Annotated in this window: 18 protein-coding genes and 1 rRNA gene; 12 read left to right on the top strand and 7 right to left on the bottom strand. The window is 70.2% G+C overall.

Annotated elements, in window-relative coordinates:
• Positions 1-7: 7 nt before the first annotated feature.
• From Dvina_RS41775 to Dvina_RS41765, 3 genes are read left to right on the top strand one after another with little or no spacing between them, the layout of a single operon-like run.
• A complete protein-coding gene (locus Dvina_RS41775) occupies positions 8-1,141 on the top strand; it encodes a L,D-transpeptidase (RefSeq protein WP_223095819.1) in 1,134 nt (377 codons plus the stop codon).
• A gap of 15 nt (positions 1,142-1,156) precedes the next feature.
• Positions 1,157-1,612 carry a cupin domain-containing protein gene (locus Dvina_RS41770; RefSeq protein WP_223095817.1) on the top strand — a complete coding sequence of 152 codons (456 nt, stop codon included), beginning with the start codon at positions 1,157-1,159 and terminating at the stop codon, positions 1,610-1,612.
• A gap of 24 nt (positions 1,613-1,636) precedes the next feature.
• On the top strand, positions 1,637-2,608 hold the full coding sequence (locus tag Dvina_RS41765) for a DUF1152 domain-containing protein (RefSeq protein ID WP_246655659.1): 972 nt from the start codon (positions 1,637-1,639) through the stop codon (positions 2,606-2,608).
• 1,281 nt (positions 2,609-3,889) lie between these two features.
• On the opposite strand, the gene recQ is transcribed toward Dvina_RS41765, so the two are convergent.
• From recQ to Dvina_RS41750, 3 genes are all read right to left on the bottom strand, one after another.
• Complete coding sequence (gene recQ, locus Dvina_RS41760; RefSeq protein ID WP_223095814.1) at positions 3,890-5,713, bottom strand: DNA helicase RecQ; 1,824 nt, start codon at positions 5,711-5,713, stop codon at positions 3,890-3,892.
• A gap of 86 nt (positions 5,714-5,799) precedes the next feature.
• Entirely contained in the window at positions 5,800-6,156 is a 357-nt protein-coding gene (locus tag Dvina_RS41755) for a YciI family protein (RefSeq protein ID WP_223095812.1), read from the bottom strand.
• Between the two features lie 58 nt (positions 6,157-6,214).
• The gene (locus Dvina_RS41750; protein WP_223095810.1) at positions 6,215-7,198 is read right to left on the bottom strand and encodes a hypothetical protein; all 984 of its coding nucleotides are present in this window, start codon (positions 7,196-7,198) and stop codon (positions 6,215-6,217) included.
• A 100-nt stretch (positions 7,199-7,298) separates the two neighbouring features.
• Between Dvina_RS41750 and Dvina_RS41745 the strand changes: the two genes are divergently transcribed.
• From Dvina_RS41745 to Dvina_RS41725, 5 genes are all read left to right on the top strand, one after another.
• Positions 7,299-7,832 (top strand): hypothetical protein, encoded by a 534-nt coding sequence (locus Dvina_RS41745; protein WP_223095808.1) that lies wholly within the window; start codon positions 7,299-7,301, stop codon positions 7,830-7,832.
• Positions 7,833-7,918: 86 nt separating this feature from the next.
• Positions 7,919-8,524 (top strand): hypothetical protein, encoded by a 606-nt coding sequence (locus tag Dvina_RS41740; protein WP_223095803.1) that lies wholly within the window; start codon positions 7,919-7,921, stop codon positions 8,522-8,524.
• Positions 8,525-8,598: 74 nt separating this feature from the next.
• Positions 8,599-9,201, top strand: a complete 603-nt coding sequence (locus tag Dvina_RS41735; RefSeq protein ID WP_223095801.1) for a PadR family transcriptional regulator — start codon at positions 8,599-8,601, stop codon at positions 9,199-9,201.
• Between the two features lie 141 nt (positions 9,202-9,342).
• Positions 9,343-10,269 (top strand): ABC transporter ATP-binding protein, encoded by a 927-nt coding sequence (locus tag Dvina_RS41730; protein ID WP_223095799.1) that lies wholly within the window; start codon positions 9,343-9,345, stop codon positions 10,267-10,269.
• Between the two features lie 85 nt (positions 10,270-10,354).
• Positions 10,355-11,110, top strand: a complete 756-nt coding sequence (locus Dvina_RS41725; protein WP_223095797.1) for an ABC transporter permease — start codon at positions 10,355-10,357, stop codon at positions 11,108-11,110.
• On the opposite strand, the gene Dvina_RS41720 is transcribed toward Dvina_RS41725, so the two are convergent.
• On the bottom strand, positions 11,095-11,724 hold the full coding sequence (locus Dvina_RS41720; RefSeq protein ID WP_223095795.1) for an NAD(P)-dependent oxidoreductase: 630 nt from the start codon (positions 11,722-11,724) through the stop codon (positions 11,095-11,097). The two genes, Dvina_RS41725 and Dvina_RS41720, sit on opposite strands and share 16 nt — an antisense overlap.
• Positions 11,725-11,827: 103 nt before the next feature.
• On the opposite strand from Dvina_RS41720, the gene Dvina_RS41715 reads away from it, so the two are divergent.
• Positions 11,828-12,202, top strand: a complete 375-nt coding sequence (locus tag Dvina_RS41715) for a winged helix-turn-helix transcriptional regulator (protein WP_223095793.1) — start codon at positions 11,828-11,830, stop codon at positions 12,200-12,202.
• 20 nt (positions 12,203-12,222) lie between these two features.
• Complete coding sequence (locus tag Dvina_RS41710) at positions 12,223-12,984, top strand: SGNH/GDSL hydrolase family protein (RefSeq protein WP_246655658.1); 762 nt, start codon at positions 12,223-12,225, stop codon at positions 12,982-12,984.
• 368 nt (positions 12,985-13,352) lie between these two features.
• On the opposite strand, the gene Dvina_RS41705 is transcribed toward Dvina_RS41710, so the two are convergent.
• The 3 genes from Dvina_RS41705 to Dvina_RS41695 all read right to left on the bottom strand — a co-directional run bounded on the left by Dvina_RS41705 (position 13,353) and on the right by Dvina_RS41695 (position 16,580).
• Positions 13,353-14,282 (bottom strand): NADP-dependent oxidoreductase, encoded by a 930-nt coding sequence (locus Dvina_RS41705; RefSeq protein WP_223095789.1) that lies wholly within the window; start codon positions 14,280-14,282, stop codon positions 13,353-13,355.
• Between the two features lie 400 nt (positions 14,283-14,682).
• A complete protein-coding gene (locus Dvina_RS41700) occupies positions 14,683-16,086 on the bottom strand; it encodes a class I SAM-dependent methyltransferase (RefSeq protein WP_246655657.1) in 1,404 nt (467 codons plus the stop codon).
• Between the two features lie 185 nt (positions 16,087-16,271).
• Positions 16,272-16,580: an antibiotic biosynthesis monooxygenase family protein gene (locus Dvina_RS41695; RefSeq protein ID WP_223095785.1), complete on the bottom strand. Its 309-nt coding sequence runs from the start codon at positions 16,578-16,580 to the stop codon at positions 16,272-16,274.
• Between the two features lie 97 nt (positions 16,581-16,677).
• Between Dvina_RS41695 and tyrS the strand changes: the two genes are divergently transcribed.
• The gene (gene tyrS, locus Dvina_RS41690; protein ID WP_223095783.1) at positions 16,678-17,946 is read left to right on the top strand and encodes a tyrosine--tRNA ligase; all 1,269 of its coding nucleotides are present in this window, start codon (positions 16,678-16,680) and stop codon (positions 17,944-17,946) included.
• A gap of 679 nt (positions 17,947-18,625) precedes the next feature.
• Positions 18,626-20,140, top strand: a 16S ribosomal RNA gene (locus Dvina_RS41685).
• Positions 20,141-20,170 lie beyond the last annotated feature (30 nt).

The raw sequence follows: 20,170 nt of genomic DNA, 5'->3' as shown, positions 1-20,170 counted from the left end.
TGCCCGCATGCGCACACGAAACACTGCCGCGGCACTGGTCCTGGTCGCCTCCGGGCTCACGGCCTGTCACGGCTCACCGCCGACACGGGCCGCCGTCGTGACCGGACCACCGCCGCCGAAGCCGGTGGCGCTGAGCCTGACGCCCGCCGCCGGAGCCGCGGCGGTGCCGGTCAGCGCCGAGATCGGCACCACCGTCGCCAACGGCCGGATCACCGCCGTCACGCTCGTCGACGCATCCGGCAACACGGTCGCCGGTGCACCCCGCGCGGACGGCTCGTCCTGGATTCCGGCCACCGCACTGCGGTACAACACCACCTACACGGCGAAGGTGACAGCCGCCGGCGCCGGCAGCCCGCCGCTCACCCGGGAAACCACGTTCACCACCGCCGAGAAGCCGACCGGCCCGGTGGTCGGCTCCGACCTCCTGCTCACCAACGGCGCCACGTACGGCGTGGGCATGCCTGTCGTCGTCGAGTTCGGCTCCGACGTCCCGCAGGCGTCGCGCGCCGCGATCGAGCACCGCCTGTTCGTCACGAGCGACCCGCCGCAGCCGGGCGCCTGGCACTGGTTCGGCGCGCGCCAGGTGATGTACCGCCCCGAGCACTACTGGCAACCCGGGACGAAGATCACCGCGCGCAAGGCCCTGAACGGCGTCCCCATCGGCACCGGTCACGCGGACGACGACTTCGCCGCGACTGTCACGATCGGCCGCAAGCTGACCATCGACATCGACAACGGCACGAAGACGCTGCGGGTGTACTCGAACGACGCCCTCGTCCGCGCGATGCCCGTCAGCCTCGGCAAGCCGTCGACGCCGACGTCGAGCGGCACGACGGTCATCATGTCCCGCGAGCCGTCGGCCGTCTTCCGCACCCCGGAGTACACGACGACGGTCCAGTACGCGATGCGCCTCACCTGGGGCGGCCAGTACATCCACGCCGCCCCCTGGTCCGTCGCCGATCAGGGCCGGCGCAACGTCTCCCACGGCTGCACGAACGTCTCCACCGACAACGCCCGGTGGATCTACGACCAGGTCCTCGTCGGCGATCCGGTCACCACGCACGGTACCGAGGTGTCCCTCGACCCCGGCGACGGGTGGACGGCGTGGGATCTGCCCTGGAGCGAGTACCAGAAGGGATAGCGCATCGTCATGGAAGTGATCCGAGCATCCGCCACGAGCCGCCCGGCCCCGCAGCAGCGCTACTCCGGCGTGGCGTGGATAGGCCGCGACGTCACCACACTGGAGCCGTCGCGCCTGTCGACGTTCCACGCCCAGTTCAACCCCGGCGCCCGCACCGCCTGGCACCGCTACCCGTACGGCCGCGTCCTGCACGTCCTGCACGGCACGGGCCGCGTCCAGCGCCGCGGCGGCCCCGTCCACGAGGTGAAGGCGGGCGACACCATCGTTGTCGCCCCGGGCGAATGGCACTGGCACGGTGCCGCCCCGACCACCTTCGTGGCCCTGGTCTCCACGAGCGAAACCGACCCGGACGGCCCCGGCACCGAGTGGGGCGCCCCGGTCACGGACCGCGAATACGCCCACCCACCGCAGTCGACGGCCATCCGCCTGCCCGATCAGGACCGCGTCCCCTCCCGAGACCCCTGCTGGTAGCCCGGCCCGCGGCAGAATTGGGCGGTGATCGATCCCGGGCCGTCGCTTGCCGTGCCGCCGTTGTTCGCCGCCCTCGCCCCCGCGCGCAGCGTGCTCATCGCCGGGGCGGGCGGCGGCTTCGACGTGTACGCCGGGCTGCCCCTCGCCCTCGCGCTCTGGCCCGGCGGGAAGGAGGTACACCTGGCCAGCCTGTCGTTCTCCCAGCTCGAACTCCTCGACCGCGACGCCTGGCTCACGGATGGCGTCGCCGCGGTGGGTCCGGAGTCCGGCAGCCCCGACTGGTACTTCCCGGAGCGCACCCTCGCCCGCTGGCTGGCCACCCAGCACCTCCCCCCGACCGTGCACGCCTTCCCGCCCCAGGGCGTCCAGCCCCTCCGGGAGGCTTACCGGCACCTGATCGAAGCGCTGCACATCGACGCGGTGGTACTGGTGGACGGCGGGACCGACATCCTCCTGCGCGGCGACGAAAGCGACCTGGGCACCCCGGTGGAAGACATCACCAGCCTGGCCGCCGTGACCAGGCTGGACGTCCCGGTGAAGCTCGTCACCAGCCTGGGCTTCGGCATCGACGCCCACGACGGCGTCAACCACGTCGAGGTCCTGGAGAACCTGGCCGCCCTCGACCGCACAGGCGGCTACCTGGGCGCCCTGTCCATCCCCAACTCCAGCCGGGAGGCGGTCCTCTACCGCGCCGCGGTAGCCCACGCCCAGGCCGACACCTCCGACCGCCCGAGCATCGTCCAGGGCCAGATCGCCGCCGCCACCAGCGGCGCGTTCGGCGACGTCCGCTTCACCACCCGAACCCGCCACGGCGACCTGTTCGTCAACCCCCTCATGGCCATCTACTTCACCGTCGACCTGGACCAACTGGCCGCCCGCTGCCTCTACCTGGACATCATCGAACCCACCATCGGCCGCCGCCAGGTCATCACCCGCATCCAGTCCTACCGCGACAACCTCCCCACCGCCCGCATCCCTCGCGCCTTTCCCCACTGACCACGCCCCCGACACCCTGGCCGGGACTCCAACGAATCCGCTCCGCACTCACGAGATCGCGGTTGTTCGGCGCTTAGGAGTGTCCGCCGCGAGCGCACCGGCGTGGTCGAGCCGCGGGGGCGTTCGATCGGGCGCCCGGCCCTTCCGCCGTGGGCAGCGACTCGATGCGCCAGCCGCCGGTGAGGTCCCACAGCCCGCTCACCAATCCCGACATGCTCGACGACCACTCCCGCCCATGCCCGGCGCTCTGGCAGCCGCTCCGCAGCAACGACGGCAGCCGGCCGAGGTGTCGTGCGCTCCGCCCGACGGCGCCGACGGTGCCGACGACCAAGCCGAGGCGCGGCAAGCCGGCGTCGGACAGAGCGCCAGCCACAGCGCCAACTCGTGCACAGCAGCCATCAGATCAGCGCGGATGATGTACGAATGCGAACCGGCTACTGGCCACTGGTAGGGCGACGCCAAGGAACTCAGCCGAGATGACACCGTCGTCGCATGCACTCAAGGCCGGACCGATGACTGTGCGCCCGGGCAATGCGCGCGGATGGTCGTGCGGCCAGGCGTGCACAGCGACCGATGCGGGGCCGGGGCCGGTGGCGGTTGAGCGGTTCGGATCGGAGACAGCGGACTGTAGCGGTCGGCCACGCAGTGCTCGATGCAGGCCAGGCGAAGTGGGCCTCGCCAGGACCGATCGGGCGCACATCAGGCGGGGTCGGGCATCAAGGTGGGCGCCGACTGATCGCGAGTGTCGGTGCGCGCGGGCGAGGCGGCCGATGGGCGGTATGGCGCTCCCGGGGGTGGCGCGTCCAGGCGGGCACGGTCGGACCGCAGCGGTCGGCTCACAACGCTCGATGTAAGCCAACGGAGGCGGACCGGCGGCCGGCACCGAGGTGGGGCGGCACCGACTGACGCCGGCCAGCAGCGTCACCACGGCCACGGCCACGGCCACGGCCACGGCCACGGCGCCCACGGCTACGGGCCACTGCGGCTGCGAGCCACGGCGCTGCGAGCACGGCGGCCACGGCCACGGCGATGGCCAAGAGCAACGGCCACGGCGGCCACGGCTGCGAGCCACGGCGGCTGCGAGCCACAGCCATGGCCAAGAACAACGGCCACGGCGCCCACGGCTACGAGCTACGGCGGCCACGGCGGCGGCGGCCACGGCGGGTGATGGTGTGTGCGGGGGCGAGGCGGGCCGGTGGTGGATGCAGGCGGGCGGGGGCGTCGGCCGGGGCGGGCAGTCAGGGCCGCCCCGGGTGGCGAGTGGTTGCGGGTGGTGCGGGGTCAGGCGTCGAGTTCGGCCAGGGCGTCCAGAATCGGCTGGCCGAACTTGGCCAGTTTGCTCTCGCCCACCCCGCTGATCGAGGAGAGCTGGCTCAGCGTGCGGGGGCGTTCGGCGGCGATCTGGCGGAGGGTGGCGTCGTGGAAGATGACGTAGGCGGGGACGGACTGTTCCTTGGCCGTGGCGGCGCGCCAGGCTCGGAGGTGTTCGAAGACCGGGGCGGCTTCGGCGGGCATGGTGGCGGCGGCCTCGGCGCGGGCGGTCTTGGCGGCCTTCGCGGTGGAGACGGGGCGGTCGGGTTCGCGGCGGAGCATGACGGTGCGGCGGCGGCCGAGGACCTCGCTGCTGGCGTCGGTCAGGACCAGGGTGCCGTAGTCGCCTTCGACGGAGAGCAGGCCCTGGGCCAGGAGCTGGCGGATGACGGCGCGCCACTCGGTGTCGCGGAGGTCCGCGCCGACGCCGAAGACTGACAGCTCGTCATGGTGCCACTGGACAACCTTGTCGGTCTTCTTGCCGAGCAGGATGTCGATGCACTGGCCCGCGCCGAACTTCTGGTTGCGTTCGCGCTCCAGGCGGTACACCGTCGAGAGCAGTTTCTGGGCGGCGACGGTGCCGTCCCAGGACTCCGGGGGTGCCAGGCAGGTGTCGCAGTTGTCGCAGGGCTTGCCGAGATCCTGGCCGAAGTAGGCGAGGAGCTGGACGCGGCGGCACTGAACGGTTTCGCACAGGGCGAGCATGGCGTCGAGGTGCTGGCCGAGGTTGCGGCGGTGGGCGGCGTCGCCCTCGGAGGTCTCGATCATCTTGCGCTGCTGGACGACGTCCTGCAGCCCGTAGGCCAGCCACGCGACCGAGGGCTCGCCGTCGCGGCCCGCGCGGCCGGTCTCCTGGTAGTAGCCCTCGATGGACTTCGGCAGGTCGAGGTGGGCCACGAAGCGGACGTCGGGCTTGTCGATGCCCATGCCGAACGCGATCGTCGCCACCATGACCAGGCCGTCCTCCTTGAGGAAGCGGTCCTGGTTCGTCGCGCGGGTGCGCGCGTCGAGGCCGGCGTGGTAGGGCAGGGCCGGGATGCCGTTGGCCTTGAGGAACTCGGCGATCTTCTCGACCGAGTTGCGGGACAGGCAGTAGACGATGCCGGCCTCGTTGCGGTGCTCGCCGCGCAGGAAGTCGAGGAGCTGGCGGCGCGGCTCCTGCTTGCCGACGATCCGGTACTGGATGTTCGGCCGGTCGAAGCTCGAGACGAAGTGGCGCGCGCCGTCGAGCCCCAGGCGGGTCGCGATCTCCTTGTGCGTCGCGCTCGTGGCGGTCGCCGTCAGCGCGATCCGCGGCACGTCGGGCCAGCGCTCGTGCAGCATCGACAGGTTGAGGTAGTCGGGCCGGAAGTCGTGCCCCCACTGGGAGACGCAGTGCGCCTCATCGATCGCGAACAGGCCTATCCTGCCCCGCTCCAGCAGACGCATCGTGCCCTGGGACGCGAGGGCCTCCGGCGCCAGGTAGAGCAGGTCGAGCTCGCCGCCGACGAACTGGGCCTCGACGGTGCGCCGCATGTCGTAGTCGAGCGTGGAGTTGATGAACCCGGCCTTGACGCCGACCTCGCGCAGCGCGTCGACCTGGTTCTGCATGAGGGCGATGAGCGGGGAGATGACCACCGCCGTGCCGGGCCGGACGATCGCCGGGATCTGGTAACACAGCGACTTGCCGCCGCCGGTCGGCATGAGCACCAGGGCGTCGCCGCCGTTGATCACGTGCTCGATGATGTCCTGCTGGCTGCCGCGGAACTCGTCGTAGCCGAACACCCTGCGCAACACATCGAGTGCGTTCTCCATGGCCGCGATTCTACGGACCACCCCCGACAAAACCGGTTCGGCCGATCCGCCCCATGACGGATCGGCCACCACCCGCTCGCGCTGCGTTACTTCTCCTGGGTGTGCACGATCGCGCGGACCTCGATCGCGTTCCACTTCGCGTCCGGGATCATCGCGGCCAGCTCGCAGGCGCGCTCCTTCGTCTCGCACTCGACGAAGTAGAAGCCGGCGAGAAACTCCTTGGCCTCGACGTACGGCCCGTCGGTCACGGCTGGCGCCCCCTGGCGGACCCGCACGACCGCGCTCTGCTCGGGCTCGGCGAGAGCGTCGGTGCGGATGAGCTCGCCGGTCTCGGTGATGTGCTTGATGAACTGGTCGTGCCCGGTCATCACCTCGTCGATGTCGGCCTGGGTGAGGGTCGACCAGATGTCCGGGTTCATGTGGATGAGCAGCAGGTATTTCATGGCGATATCCCTTCCGAGGAAAGCTGTCAGCACACGGTCGGAGCCGCCCGCCGCTTCTCTACACGAGTTTGGTCGAGTCCGGCAGCGGCAGGGCCCGGACGATCCTCGTGAGGTTCGCGGCCGCTCTGGCGAACTGCGATCCGTCCGGGTGTACCGAGAGCACGGCGACGATGTACCTGTCGTGCTCGCCCACCGTCCCGGTCGTGTGCAGCACCTCACCCATCATGTCGGGCTTGTTCGGGGCGGCGGCCGGCACGAACGCACCGGAGGTGCCCGGGTAGCCGGCGGTGGCCACGCAGGGGGTCGCGGGGTTGTCGCCGAACCCGGACCAGCCCTGCTTCGCCGCCCGCGGTGCCTTGAACACGCTCGGGATGCCGAACGACTGGTCGTAGTGGTCGGTGCCGCACTTCGTCGTCTGGTGCAGGTTGCCCATGATGAACTCCCGCTCGGCGGCCGGCGCCCGGTCCAGGATGTACTGGTACACCCGCACCAGATCGCCCGCGCTCACCGCCGTGTACCCCCAGTACCCCGGCTGGCTCACCGGCGGCGGCTCGGTGTCGTGCAGCCCGAGCCGCTTGACCATCCGGTTGACGATCTCGCGCTGCCCGTCGGCCTTCCACAGCCCGGTCGCCGCCGCGTCGTCACTGCTGCGCAGCATGATCTGCAGTTTCGGCTGGTCGGGCCCCGGCACCGAGTAGTCCGGGCCCCTGTCCCAGAAGTAGTCGAGCGCGATCAGCAGTTTCACCAGCGACGCCGAGCGGAAGCGCCAGTCGCCCTTCTGCTGCAGTACGAATGCCGATGCTTCCCGGTCGTAGACGACGATCCCCGCTGTCACGCCGGCCGGGATCGCCACCGGGGCGGCGCCGGCCGGCGGCGTCGACGGCGAGGGTGACGGCGCAGGGGAGGCGGACGACGGGGCCGGCGACGCCGAGGCGAACTGCGGCGCGGAGGCGGGCGGGTCCGGCCGGTCACCGCAGGCGGTGGCGGCCAGGATCACGGCTGTGGCCACCGTGAGCAGCCGGGGCAGGCGCGCGGAGGGCATGCCACATCATGCCTGTTCGCGGCGGTCGCGGCTGCGTGGCGGCGTGATGTTCGTCCCTCCGCGTAGCCTTGACGGGGTGCGGGGGCGCGGCTGGTGGCTGGTGCTCGCCGCCGCGGTGCCCATCGCACTGCCGCTGCTCGGGCGCCGGCCGGCCGCGCTGGGATTCGCCGGGCTCGGCGTCGGCGTCGGCACTGCGGTGCTGCTCGCCCGGCGGCGGGCGCGGCGGCGGCAGCCGGCCGCAGAGGCTTCCGGTGCACTGCGCTGGTGCGGCCGAATGCCGATGGATCGGGCGGCGCTGATCTGGGAGCTGGGCGCGGCGGTCGCGCTCCTTTTCGGTGGCGGCGTCCCGATAGTGATTACTCCTGGTGACGACGGCTTGATGTTTCAGCCACGATGGCCGCTGCGGAAGCGTCACCCGTCCGTGACGGTCCTGTGGTCCGACATCGCCGGTGCACGGGCCGAGCCGGCCGGGCGGCTGACCGCCCACGGGCGGGTCGCGGTGCTGCCGCTCACCGCGGTCATCCTCGATCTACCAGGCGATACGGGTGGGCCGCTGATCATCACCACGCATGCGGCGGGCGGGCTTGTCGAGGTGGTCCTCGAGCGCCACATAGCGCAGAATGCCGATCACTGAGGGTGAAACAGGAAAGGGGTGATGGAGGCGGCACCCTGCGTGGCTGAGTTGCACGGGTTTCTCACGGTTCCGTACGGTGGTTTTCCATGGCGGAGTTGATCGAGGCTGGTGTCTGGTACGAAGCTCGGCCGATCACGGTTGACCAGGGTGTCGACCGGTACGAGGCGTTGCGGCGCGGCGACGTCGGATGGGCGATCGTCGATCCGGGGGTGGAGCGCTTCAATCGCGAGGTGCGGGCGGGGGTCGATCCGGCATTGTGGGCGGAGCCGGTCTTCGGAACCGACACGCACGTCCTGCTGGCGCTGCACCGCGACGCGCCGGGGGAGACGCTCCACTTCATCCACAAGCTGGCCGACGAGTGCGAACTGCTCTGTTTCCAGCGGCCCGGGCGCCATCAGCCCGCGGCGCTCTGGCAGCCACGGCGGCTGCTGCGGGTGCCGGTGCCGCGCATGACCACCGAGGACGGCTCCCTGGCGCACCACCCGACGGGTGACGACATCCGCCACTTCATCGGGCGGCTCGACGAGGACAACACCACGGCCGAGCTGTGGCGGGAGGACGGCTCGTCGATCAAGGTCGCGTTCGTGCCGGCCCAGCGGCGCTGGCTGGTGTCGACCGGCTCCTCCACGTCGGAGCAGGAGGACCTCACGAGCGTCGCCGACCAGTTCCAGGCGTTCGCCGCGGGGGCGTGAGCCCTGTTTGACGTTTACTCGCCGACGAGTATGTGCCTATACTCGTCGGCGAGTACTCGTGTGCGGGGGTGAGCATGGCCAGACGGCGCAAGGTCGGCAACCTGCTCGCGCTGCACATCCTGGCCACCCTGCACCAGCGGCCGATGCACCCGTACGAGATCGCGGCCGAGATGCGCGGCCGCGGCAAGGAGCAGGACTTCAAGATCCAATGGGGTTCGCTCTACACCGTGGTCGGCAACCTCGAGAAGCACGGCTTCATCCGGGCGGCCGAGACCACGCGAGAAGGCAAACGCCCGGAGCGCACGGTGTACTCGCTCACCGAAGCCGGCCGCGACGAGTGCGCGGACTGGCTGCGGGAGCTGGTGGGCGCCCCCGAGCGGGAGTACCCCAGGCTGCGGGCGGCCCTGTCCGTCCTCGGCGTCCTGCCGCCCGACGAGGCCGCATACCTGCTGCACAAGCGCGCGGAGATCCTCGCGCACCAGATCGCGGCCGAGGAGGCGCAGCTCACGGCCACGCACGGCGCCGTACCGCGGATCTTCACCATCGAGGCCGAGTTCGGACTGCAACTGCTGCGGGCCGAGGCCGACTATGTCCGCGGTCTCGTCGCCGAGATCGAGGACGGCACCCTGTCCGGTGTCGACATGTGGCGCCGTCTTCACGAAGAGGGGCACGACTAGCAGAAACCCGGGTCGCGGTGCGGGAACACCACGACCCGGGAACGACCTCAACCGAATCCGCGGGAACGAAGCCGGCCGGTGTCAGCAACCGCCAGGATAGCGAACTCCCGCGGGCTCGGCCCGACCGAACGGGAGACCGTCATGTCCGCTGCCGTAATGGCGCGCGACCTCGTCAAGTCCTATCCGAAGGGCGTCCGCGCCCTCGACCACCTCTCGCTGCACGTCGAGGCGGGAGAGATCCTCGGCCTGCTCGGCCCGAACGGCGCCGGCAAGTCGACCACCGTCAAGATCCTGACCACGCTGGCCCGGGCCGACTCCGGCCGCGCCGAGGTCATGGGCCACGACGTCGCGAAGGACCCCGCACGCGTCCGCCGGGTGATAGGCGTCGTCGCCCAGCGCTCCGGGCTCGACCCGGCCGCCACCGGCCGCGACAACCTCACCCTTCAGGGCCGGCTGTTCGGACTGCGCGGTACCCCCCTGCGCCGCCGTGTCGACGAGCTGCTGGAGCGCTTCGACCTCACCGCCGCCGCGAACCGGCTGACCCGCGGCTGGTCCGGCGGCATGCAGCGCCGCCTCGACGTCGCCATGGGCCTGATCCACAGGCCCGCGGTCCTGTTCCTGGACGAGCCGACGACGGGCCTGGACCCCGAGGGCCGCGCCGTGCTGTGGCGCGAGATCAGGAGCCTGGAGGGGATCGCCATCCTGCTCACCACGCACTATCTCGACGAGGCGGACCGGCTGGCCGACCGGCTCGCCATCGTGGACGGCGGGAAGGTCGTCGCCGAGGGCACGCCGGATCACCTCAAAGGCGAACTGCGCGGTGATTCGGTACTCATCGAGCTCCTGGACCCCCCGAAGAGCCCGCTGCACCTCCCCGGGCTGCGCGAGCTCACGGTCGACGGCCGGCGCCTCTCGGCCCGGGCCGACGACGGTGCGGCCGCGGTGCCGGGCGCGCTCGCGGCGCTGGAGTCCCGCGGCCTGGGCGTGGCGACAGTGACCGTCGCGCGGCCGAGCCTCGACGACGTGTACCTCAAGCACGCGGGCCGTCGCCTGGAGGTGGCGGCATGAGCGGTACGGAGCGCAGCGGAGTGGCCGCTCATCAGTGTCGCAGCTCGGAGTTCAGGCCGTCGCCGGAGCTTGCGGAGGTGGCGGCATGAACCTGATGTACCTGACCGGCCGCCGCCTGAAGGTGTTCGTCCGCCAGCCCGCGTTCCTGCTCGCGACCCTGATCCAGCCGGTGATCTGGCTGTTCCTCTTCGGCAACCTCTTCCGCCGGATCGTCGAGCTGCCCGGCTTCGGCTCCGGCAACTACCTGACGTACCTCATCCCGGGGGTCGTGGTGATGACCGCCGTCTCGTCGAGCATGTGGTCCGGCATGGGCGTCCTCGAGGAGATCGACCGCGGCACCATGAACCGCTTCCTGGCCACCCCGGCCCGCCGCGGCGCGATCCTCGACGCCGTGGTCATCGAGACCACCCTGAGCGTCACCTTCCAGGCCGTGGCCATCGTGCTGCTGGGCCTGGCCGCCGGGGCGGAGTTCACCGGTTCCGGCGTGCTCCTGCTGCTCGCCGGCGCGGCCCTGCTCGCGGTGGTCTTCAGCACGCTGTCGAACATCGCCGGCATGCTGGTCCGGCAGCGCGAGTCGATCATCGGGCTCAACACCCTGCTGCTCCTGCCGCTCACGTTCCTGTCCTCGGCGTTCATGGTGCCCGGCCTGATGCCCGGCTGGATGCAGGCGATCGCCCGGGGCAACCCGGTCAACTGGGCCCTCGAGGCGTGCCGGCCGGCCCTGGCCGGCACCCCCGACTGGCCCCGCACCCTGCAGTACGGCGGCGGCCTCGCGCTGCTGGCCATCGCCCTGTTGCTGCTGTCGTCGCGGACGTTCAGGTCCTATCAGAAGTCGGTGTAGCCCTCCTGTCCTGACACACCGACCTGGACGCGATGGTGACGGTCCGCGGCGACCTCCTCCAGGAGCGCGTTGGCGAGCCCCGCATACGTCAGCGGCCCGCCGAGATCCTGGACCCGGTACCCCGGATCGTCACCCTCGACGAGCGCCATCGGCGGCGTGACGACCACCCAGTCGACCGCCCCCGAGTACCGCTCCAGCACCGCCAGCTCGCCCGCCCGCCCCTGCGAGAACGCGAGCCACTCGGCATTGAACCCTTCCGCCTCGAAGATCCGCGGCGCGTCCGGCCCGGCCCGCAGCGTGGTTGCCAAACCCACGAGCAGCAGTTTGTGTACCCCGGCCCGCTCGAGCCCGGCCAGCAGTGCCTCGGCGTTGCGGACGTGGTCCGCCGGCCCGACCTCCGCCGCATAGACGGCGACGATCGCGGCCGTGTGCCCCTGCGCCACCGCGGCGACGGCCTCGGCATCCGTGGCGTCGCCGGCCACCGCCGTCGGGACATCCGGATACTTCGCTACATCCCGCACCACGGCGGTCGCCGCGACGCCGCGCCGCTGCGCCTCGGCCAGGATCGCCCGCCCGGCCCGCCCACCCGCTCCGAACACCACCACTGAGTTCATGCCCGGACCGTAGAACCGACCCCGGCGGTAACCGCAACGTAACCGCCGTCCAGTGGCTCCTGCGTCACAGCGCCGGGGTCGGGTTCCGCGTTACCGTGACCGGATGCCCGCCCCGCTACCGCCGGACCTGTTCGACCCGGCCTGCCCGTCGTCAGTCACCCCGTTCCAGATCGGCGACAAGTGGGCCGGCCTGGTCCTCACCTGCCTGCGCGACGGCCACCCGCGCCGCTTCAACGAACTGCGCATCCCGATGCGCCGGGTCTCGGCCAAGGTCCTGGCCGAAACCCTGCGAGCCCTGGAGCGCGACGGCATGATCAGCCGCCACGCGTATGCCGAGAACCCGCCCCGGGTGGAGTACACGATCACGGACCTGGGCCGGACGCTCCTGCCCGCGATGGACGCCTGCCGCGAGTGGGCGCGCCAGCACCTGGCGGCCGTCGAGTCGGCCCGCACCGCCTACGAAATGCGCACGTCATGACCCGGGCGTACCGCCGGTATGTGGCAGTGGGGGACAGCACCACCGAAGGCATGGACGACCCGGACGGCAACGGCGGCTACCGCGGCTGGGCCGACCGCTTCGCCGAGCACGTCGCCCGAGCCCAGCGCCCGGCCCCGCTGGAGTACGCCAACCTGGCCGTCCGCGGCCGCACGACGGCCCGGATCCAGGCCGAGCAGCTGGAGCCGGCCCTGGCCCTGAAGCCGGACCTGGCCACTGTCGTCGCCGGCATGAACGACATCCTGCGCGGCTCCTTCGACCTGCAGGCGGTGTCCGCCGGCATCTTCATGATGCAGCAGTCACTGGTCAGGGCGGGCGCCACGGTACTCACCTTCACCCTGCCCGACCCGGCCCCGGTGATGCCGCTGGCCAAACCGGTACGCGGCCGCGTCCTGGCCCTGAACGACGCCATCCGCGAGGTGACCGCGCAGAGCGGGGCGATCCTGCTGGACCTGGGCGCGTACCCGGTAGCCTCCGACCCCCGCCTCTGGAGCGACGACCGCCTGCACGCCAACAGCGCCGGCCACGAGCGAATCGGCCACGCCCTCGCCTACGCCCTGGGCCTCGACGGCTTCGACGACTCCTGGAACGCCGCCCTCCCGCCTCCCGTCCGCCGCCCCCGCCACCGGGCCGTGGCCGCCGAGCTCTCCTGGATCCGCCGCCACATGCTCCCCTGGGCGGGCCGCCACATCCTGGGCCGCAGCTCGGGCGACAACCGCGAATGCAAACGCGCCACCCCCACCCCGGTCCACCTCGAAACCTGACCCCCCGCCCCGACCACTGCCACCCACCGGCGCGACCCGACCCGATCCCGGCCACTGCCTCGCCGCCGGTCCGCCCGCGCGCAACGCCGCCCGGGCGCGAGGTGCCGACCCCGACCCGACCCCGATCGCTGCCTCGCCGCCGGCTCGACCCCGGCCGCTGCCTCGCCACCGGTCCGCCTGCGCGCGTAACGCTGCCTGGGCGCGAGGTGCCGGCCCTGGCTCGACTTCCGCAGCTGCGCGGCCACCGGCCCAGCCGCGCGCGAACAACGCTGCCCGGGCGCGCGGTGCCGACCCGGGTCCGCACCGAGGCGAGTGCGTGCGGCCCGGGAAGCGCCTGCTCCGACGGCTCGGGGGCGGGTGACGGGGGACTAGAGGGTGATGACGACCTTGCCGCGTACGTGGCCGGACTCGCTCAGGTCGTGGGCTGCGGCGGCTTCGGCCAGGGGGAACGTGCGCTCGACAGGCATGGTGAACTGGCCCTCGGAGTAGAGGATCGCGGCCTCGTTGAGGGTTTCGTACGCGCGGCCCTCGGAGCCGTCGGTGACGCGGGCGCCGAACTTGGGGGCCTCGAAGTCGGCGATGCTCACCACGTCGGCCGGGGTCGGGGTCAGGGTGACGAGCTCCTCGACGGCTCCGCGGCCGGCGGTGTCCAGGGCCAGGTCGACGCCGCCACGGCCGGCGCCGTCCTCGCCGGTCTCGGCCAGGGCGCGGACGCGTTCGGGCAGGCCCGGACCGTACGTGACGGGGGTTGCACCCAGCCGGCGCACGAAGTCGTGGTTGCGCTCGCTCGCGGTGCCGATGACCGTGGCGCCGCGGGAGACGGCGAGCTGGACCGCGGCGATGCCGACGCCGCCGGCCGCGCCGTTCACGAGCACGGTCTGGCCCTTCTCCAGGCCGAGCAGGCCCAGCGCGCGCCCGGCCGTCTCGACCACGTTCGGCAGGCCGGCCGCCTCCTCGAACGACATGTCCACCGGCATCTGCGCCCACTCCTTCAGCACGGCGAACTCCGCCGCCCCGCCACCGACGGCGACACCGAACACGTGGTCACCGACCGCGACGCCCTGGACACCGTCGCCGACCGCGTCGACCACTCCGGCCACGTCGGAGTGCGGGATCACCGGCAGCCGGCTGGGTGTCGTGTCGCCGAACGCCCCGCTGCGGACCTTCCAGTCGAACGGGTTCACGCCGACCGCCCGCACCGCGACCCGGATGCGCCCGGCTCCCGGCTGCGGCTCCGGCACGTCGACGACGTGCAGGACGCTCGACGGCCCGTACTCGGAATACTGCAACGCCTTCACGATGTGCTCCAGACTCTGGTCAGGTGCCCGTCGACGGATCGGCCGCGCCCGCAGATCCCTACCCCGCCGGGGCCCACCGCTCACCAGCCGCGTGTGGCGCGCGGATCGCCTTGCGGCTCAGGTGCCGCACGGCGTGGTCGAGCCGGGCGACACGTGGTGATCGGGCGGCCCGGTGGCTCGGCAAGTCCCCCCGGCAGCCGCTCGGGGCGTCGTCGGAGTCGGACGGGCAGGCGTCGCGAACGGGCAAGTGGGTGATGCGCACGGGCAGGTGGCTGATGCGGGCGAGGTGGGTGATGCGGGCGAGGTGGCTGGTGCGGGTGACGCGGCTGGTGGCTGAGCGTGGCTTGTGTCGGTGACGTGGCTGGTGTGGGTGAGGTGGCTGGTGTGGGCGGGCTGGTGCTCAGGTGTTGAGGGGGCGGCGGGCGACGAGGAGGACGTGGGTGTCCGGCCAGGCGAGTTCGCGGCCGTCGAGTGTGGACAGTTGGGCGTAGGGGCTGATGCGGTGCTCGACGATCCAGTCGTTGCGCCACGAGTGGGAGGCCGGGTCGACCTCGAAGCCGATGTCGGTCAGCAGGGCCTTCCAGTCGGCGAACTCGAGGCCGCAGAACTGCTCGTGGGCCTCCGAGAGCCAGTTGTCGGGGTAGTCCTTGTGGGTCAGGAACTCCATGGCGTCGGACAGCGCGATCTCGACGGCGCCCGGGTCGGCCGGGTCGTCGAGGTCCTTGTACGGCACCGGGAAGTGGAAGTCGGCGGCGAAGCGGTCGAGCCGGGCCCGGGTGGAGAGCGACTCGACGTGGGCGGCGATCGCGGCGCGGTCGAGGCTGTCGATCGGGCCGGCCGGGGCGGGCGCGCCCTGCAGGCTCAGGCGGACCCGGCGCTCGCGGTTGTCCGGGCCGCAGACGTCGGAGTTGATCCAGACGCCACCGGGGACGGTGTGGTCGTAGATGGCCTGGGCGAAGGCGCGCAGCGAGTCCATGCGGTGGCCGTAGGACCAGATCTCGTGGGTGAGCGCGAACGTCAGCGTGGTGTCGATCGAGCGGGGCGGGAAGACGGCGCCGCCGAGGACGTTGCGGCAGTAGAAGTACACGTTGGGATTGGCGAACCAGCCCTGGGCCTTGCGGTGCACGCACTCCTCGTAGAGGTGGCGGGCGACCTCGACCCCGATCAGGTCGCTCTCGCGCAGGGCCGGCTCGCGGTCGGCCAGCCCCAGCACCGCCCCGGCGCCGCAGCCGACGTCGACGATCCGGCCGGGCCGCACATGCCGCTTGACCAGATCCCACTTGCGTGCGGCGCTGGCCTCGAACGCCTCCGCGTAGGTCCGGTAGTCCCGCGTCGCGGTCAGGCCACCCTCGTCACCGACCACCGGATCGTTGACGACGAGCGAGATCTGTTCTTCGAGCCGATAGCGGTCGTACACGTCAAGCGTCGCCGGGTGTGCCTGCTCCCGCCAGCCGGGGTCACCGCCCGCCAGCCGCAGCAGCACGTCCCACGGCCGCTCAGGCGTGGTCGCGGCGGCAGGGTCGGCCTCGACAAGCGCGATGGTGAAGCCGAGGGCCTCGTAGAGCGCGGCGACCTCAGGGGTCGAGCACGCCACGACGGTGTCCTGCGGGGTCAGGTGGTGCCCGAGGACGGACTCGACGCTCTTGATGGTCACCTCGGCGAAGCGGTCCGTCGGCGCGGTGTCGAACACGGGGACCACCAGGGAGCGGAGATCCTCCTGCACGCTGAAGCGCTCGATCGCGGCCTCGCGGCGGTCGTAGGCGACGGGGTTGCGCTTCGTGTTCTGGTGGTTGGCGCTCGTCACCGCCCAGACGATCGTCGCCGGCCCGGTGGGGTCCTCGCCCGGCGATTGTCGAGCGGCTGGGGGCGGCGGAGCACTTGACGTACTGACGCCGAGGTTTTCGCCCTTGGCAAGGCCGCGCAGATAGGCCCCTTGGAAGCGGGTCAGCAGATGGTGACGGCCGGGGAAAAGGACGAATCGGCGCATGGTCAGACCTGTGGGTCCGCGTGCTGGACGACCTCGAACTCCAGGAGGCTCGATCCGCTGGCCACCGGGCGGCTCCGCTCGCCGGCGTGGGCCTCCTTGGCCGCGCCGTTGGACCACGCCTGGAACGCCTCCTCGGACTCCCACTTCGTGTAGACGAAGTAGCGCGTCTCACCCGCGACCGGGCGGAGCAGCTCGAAGCCCAGGAAGCCGGGCTGACCCTCGACCGCACCGTGGCGCGCGCCGAACCGCCGCTCCAGCTCCGGGCCGGCACCCTCGGGGATTTCGATCGCGTTGATCTTCACGACTGCCATGACCCCACCCTAACCGCCGGGTACGACAAAACCCCGCCACCCTGGTGAGGGCTAATGCGGTGGGACCGGCCCGGGCGACGGTGGGACAATCGCGCCCATGACCGATGTGCTCGAAGACCTGCAGTGGCGCGGCATGATCGCGCTGTCGACCGACCTCGACGAACTCCGCAAGGAGATGGCGAAGGGGCCGATCACGTATTACTGCGGGTTCGACCCCACGGCGCCGAGCCTGCACATCGGTCACCTGTTCCAGGTCCTCACGGTGCGGCGCTTACAGCTCGCCGGGCACAGGCCGCTGGCACTCGTCGGCGGGGCGACCGGGCTGATCGGCGACCCGCGGCCATCGGCCGAGCGCCAGCTGCACTCGGTCGACCAGATCGTGGAGTGGGTCGCGAAGATGCGCGCGCAGATCGAGCCGTTCCTCGACTTCACCGGCAGCAACGCGGCGCGGATGGTCAACAACTACGACTGGACCGCGTCGATGTCGGCGATCGACTTCCTGCGGGACATCGGCAAACACTTCCGGGTCGGCAAGATGCTCACGAAGGACGCGGTGAGCGCTCGGCTCAACTCCGACGCCGGGATCAGCTACACCGAGTTCAGTTACCAGATTCTGCAGGGCATGGACTTTTTGGAGTTGTACCGCCGGTATGGCTGCAAGCTCCAGACCGGCGGCAGCGACCAGTGGGGCAATCTCACGGCGGGCACCGACCTGATCCATCGCGTCGAAGGCGCCTCGGTGCACCTGCTGGCGACGCCGCTGCTGACGAACGCGGCGGGGGAGAAGCTCGGCAAGTCCACCGGCGGCGGCTCGCTGTGGATGGACGCGGAGCTGACGAGTCCGTACGCGCTGTACCAGTACTTCGTGAACCTGGAGGACGCGATCGTCGGCAGCCTGCTGCGGAAGCTGACGTTCCTGGAGCGCGAGGAGATCGAGGCCATCGAGAAGGAGACCGCCGAACGGCCGGCGGCCCGGATCGGGCAGCGGCGCCTCGCCGAGGAGATGATCAAGCTTGTGCACGGGCCCGAGGAGACCGCGCAGGTGATCGCCGCGAGTCAGGCGCTGTTCGGGCGCGGTTCACTGGGCGAACTGTCGGCGTCGACGCTGCGGGCCGCGCTGAGCGAGGCGGGCCTGGTGAAGGCTCGGCCTGGGTCGACGGTGGCCGAGCTGTTCATCGCGGCCGGGCTCGCCTCCAGCCGCAACGAGGCACGGCGGACCGTGTCGGAGGGCGGGGCCTACGTGAACAACGAGCGGGTGTCCGACCCCGAGGAGGTCGTGCCGGCCGAGCGCGCTCTCGCGGGCGGTCTTCTGGTGCTGCGTAAGGGAAAGCGGACCTTCGCGGGCGTCGAGCTCGCTTCCGGGTGACCTCAATTTGATTCTGACGCCGGGCGCCGTGTAACTTCTGTCCTCGCTACAGGCGCCCGGCGCGCCGGTCAGCCACCAGAGAGAGTGATCGATTTGGTGGAGATCGGAAGGCCGGGTAATGTAGATGACCGGCAGGGAAACGGACGAGAAAGCGGAGCGCGAGTCGCGCCGCGGCGGGCGTCCTGCCGGAAGCCAAAAGCGATCATCTACCGGGTGACCGGGAAACGATCGTGCCCGCAAGACGAACGACAGACGCGATTTGGATGTCGGACGCGGAGCGGGTAGAGTAAGACCCCGGCAGGGACACGGACGAGCTCCGCGGGTCGCGAAAGCGAGCCGCAGCGGACGTCCTGCCGACAACCTACAACACTCAACCGGGTATCCGGAAGAGCTGTTGTGCGTTCGCAAAACCGGACAGAGTGCCGCAAGATGGACTTGACACGGCAGAGCGGACATGCTAGACTAGAACGGTACGAAGCGCCACCGGGCAGCAGCGAGCGAGACAATCGCTTGTGAAAACGGTGTGTGTTGGTTGTTTGAGAACTCAACAGGGTGCTTGTTAAGCCAGTGCCAATTGAAATTTACCCCGTGGCATGGGCTCCACATGTGGAGTGTGTGTCTGGGATTCCTTTGGTGACAACTAGTTTGTTGCCGGGTGATTGATTCACCAACGCAGATTTTGTTGGAGAGTTTGATCCTGGCTCAGGACGAACGCTGGCGGCGTGCTTAACACATGCAAGTCGAGCGGAAAGGCCCTTCGGGGTACTCGAGCGGCGAACGGGTGAGTAACACGTGAGTAACCTGCCCTAGGCTTTGGGATAACCCTCGGAAACGGGGGCTAATACCGAATATTCATGGACTGCGGCATCGTGGTTTGTGGAAAGTTTTTCGGCCTGGGATGGGCTCGCGGCCTATCAGCTTGTTGGTGGGGTGATGGCCTACCAAGGCGACGACGGGTAGCCGGCCTGAGAGGGCGACCGGCCACACTGGGACTGAGACACGGCCCAGACTCCTACGGGAGGCAGCAGTGGGGAATATTGCACAATGGGCGGAAGCCTGATGCAGCGACGCCGCGTGAGGGATGAAGGCCTTCGGGTTGTAAACCTCTTTCGACAGGGACGAAGCGCAAGTGACGGTACCTGGAGAAGAAGCGCCGGCCAACTACGTGCCAGCAGCCGCGGTAAGACGTAGGGCGCGAGCGTTGTCCGGATTTATTGGGCGTAAAGAGCTCGTAGGCGGCTTGTTGCGTCAGCTGTGAAAACCCGCAGCTCAACTGTGGGCTTGCAGCTGATACGGGCAGGCTTGAGTTCGGTAGGGGAGACTGGAATTCCTGGTGTAGCGGTGAAATGCGCAGATATCAGGAGGAACACCGGTGGCGAAGGCGGGTCTCTGGGCCGATACTGACGCTGAGGAGCGAAAGCGTGGGGAGCGAACAGGATTAGATACCCTGGTAGTCCACGCTGTAAACGTTGGGCGCTAGGTGTGGGGGGCCTCTCCGGTTCTCTGTGCCGCAGCTAACGCATTAAGCGCCCCGCCTGGGGAGTACGGCCGCAAGGCTAAAACTCAAAGGAATTGACGGGGGCCCGCACAAGCGGCGGAGCATGCGGATTAATTCGATGCAACGCGAAGAACCTTACCTGGGTTTGACATGTGCGCTAAAGCCGTGGAGACACGGTGTCCTTCGGGGGCGTTCACAGGTGGTGCATGGCTGTCGTCAGCTCGTGTCGTGAGATGTTGGGTTAAGTCCCGCAACGAGCGCAACCCTTGTTCGATGTTGCCAGCGGTTCGGCCGGGGACTCATCGAAGACTGCCGGGGTCAACTCGGAGGAAGGTGGGGATGACGTCAAGTCATCATGCCCCTTATGTCCAGGGCTTCACGCATGCTACAATGGCCGGTACAAAGGGCTGCGATACCGTGAGGTGGAGCGAATCCCAAAAAGCCGGTCTCAGTTCGGATCGGGGTCTGCAACTCGACCCCGTGAAGTCGGAGTCGCTAGTAATCGCAGATCAGCAACGCTGCGGTGAATACGTTCCCGGGCCTTGTACACACCGCCCGTCACGTCACGAAAGTCGGCAACACCCGAAGCCGGTGGCCCAACCCTTGTGGAGGGAGCCGTCGAAGGTGGGGCTGGCGATTGGGACGAAGTCGTAACAAGGTAGCCGTACCGGAAGGTGCGGCTGGATCACCTCCTTTCTAAGGAGCACCTTCAGGCGAAAGCCTGCA

Source organism: Dactylosporangium vinaceum (assembly GCF_019904175.1).
Classification (GTDB): domain Bacteria; phylum Actinomycetota; class Actinomycetes; order Mycobacteriales; family Micromonosporaceae; genus Dactylosporangium; species Dactylosporangium vinaceum.
This window is presented reverse-complemented; position numbering and strand designations above follow the sequence as displayed.

Coding starts and splice junctions, on each gene's coding strand:
- Dvina_RS41735 (WP_223095801.1), top strand. CDS start 8,599: ATGGCCAGACGGCGCAAGGTCGGCAACCTGCTCGCGCTGCACATCCTG.
- Dvina_RS41725 (WP_223095797.1), top strand. CDS start 10,355: ATGAACCTGATGTACCTGACCGGCCGCCGCCTGAAGGTGTTCGTCCGC.
- tyrS (WP_223095783.1), top strand. CDS start 16,678: ATGACCGATGTGCTCGAAGACCTGCAGTGGCGCGGCATGATCGCGCTG.
- Dvina_RS41715 (WP_223095793.1), top strand. CDS start 11,828: ATGCCCGCCCCGCTACCGCCGGACCTGTTCGACCCGGCCTGCCCGTCG.
- Dvina_RS41750 (WP_223095810.1), bottom strand. CDS start 7,198: ATGCCCTCCGCGCGCCTGCCCCGGCTGCTCACGGTGGCCACAGCCGTG.
- Dvina_RS41720 (WP_223095795.1), bottom strand. CDS start 11,724: ATGAACTCAGTGGTGGTGTTCGGAGCGGGTGGGCGGGCCGGGCGGGCG.
- recQ (WP_223095814.1), bottom strand. CDS start 5,713: ATGGAGAACGCACTCGATGTGTTGCGCAGGGTGTTCGGCTACGACGAG.
- Dvina_RS41755 (WP_223095812.1), bottom strand. CDS start 6,156: ATGAAATACCTGCTGCTCATCCACATGAACCCGGACATCTGGTCGACC.
- Dvina_RS41730 (WP_223095799.1), top strand. CDS start 9,343: ATGTCCGCTGCCGTAATGGCGCGCGACCTCGTCAAGTCCTATCCGAAG.
- Dvina_RS41740 (WP_223095803.1), top strand. CDS start 7,919: ATGGCGGAGTTGATCGAGGCTGGTGTCTGGTACGAAGCTCGGCCGATC.
- Dvina_RS41775 (WP_223095819.1), top strand. CDS start 8: ATGCGCACACGAAACACTGCCGCGGCACTGGTCCTGGTCGCCTCCGGG.
- Dvina_RS41695 (WP_223095785.1), bottom strand. CDS start 16,580: ATGGCAGTCGTGAAGATCAACGCGATCGAAATCCCCGAGGGTGCCGGC.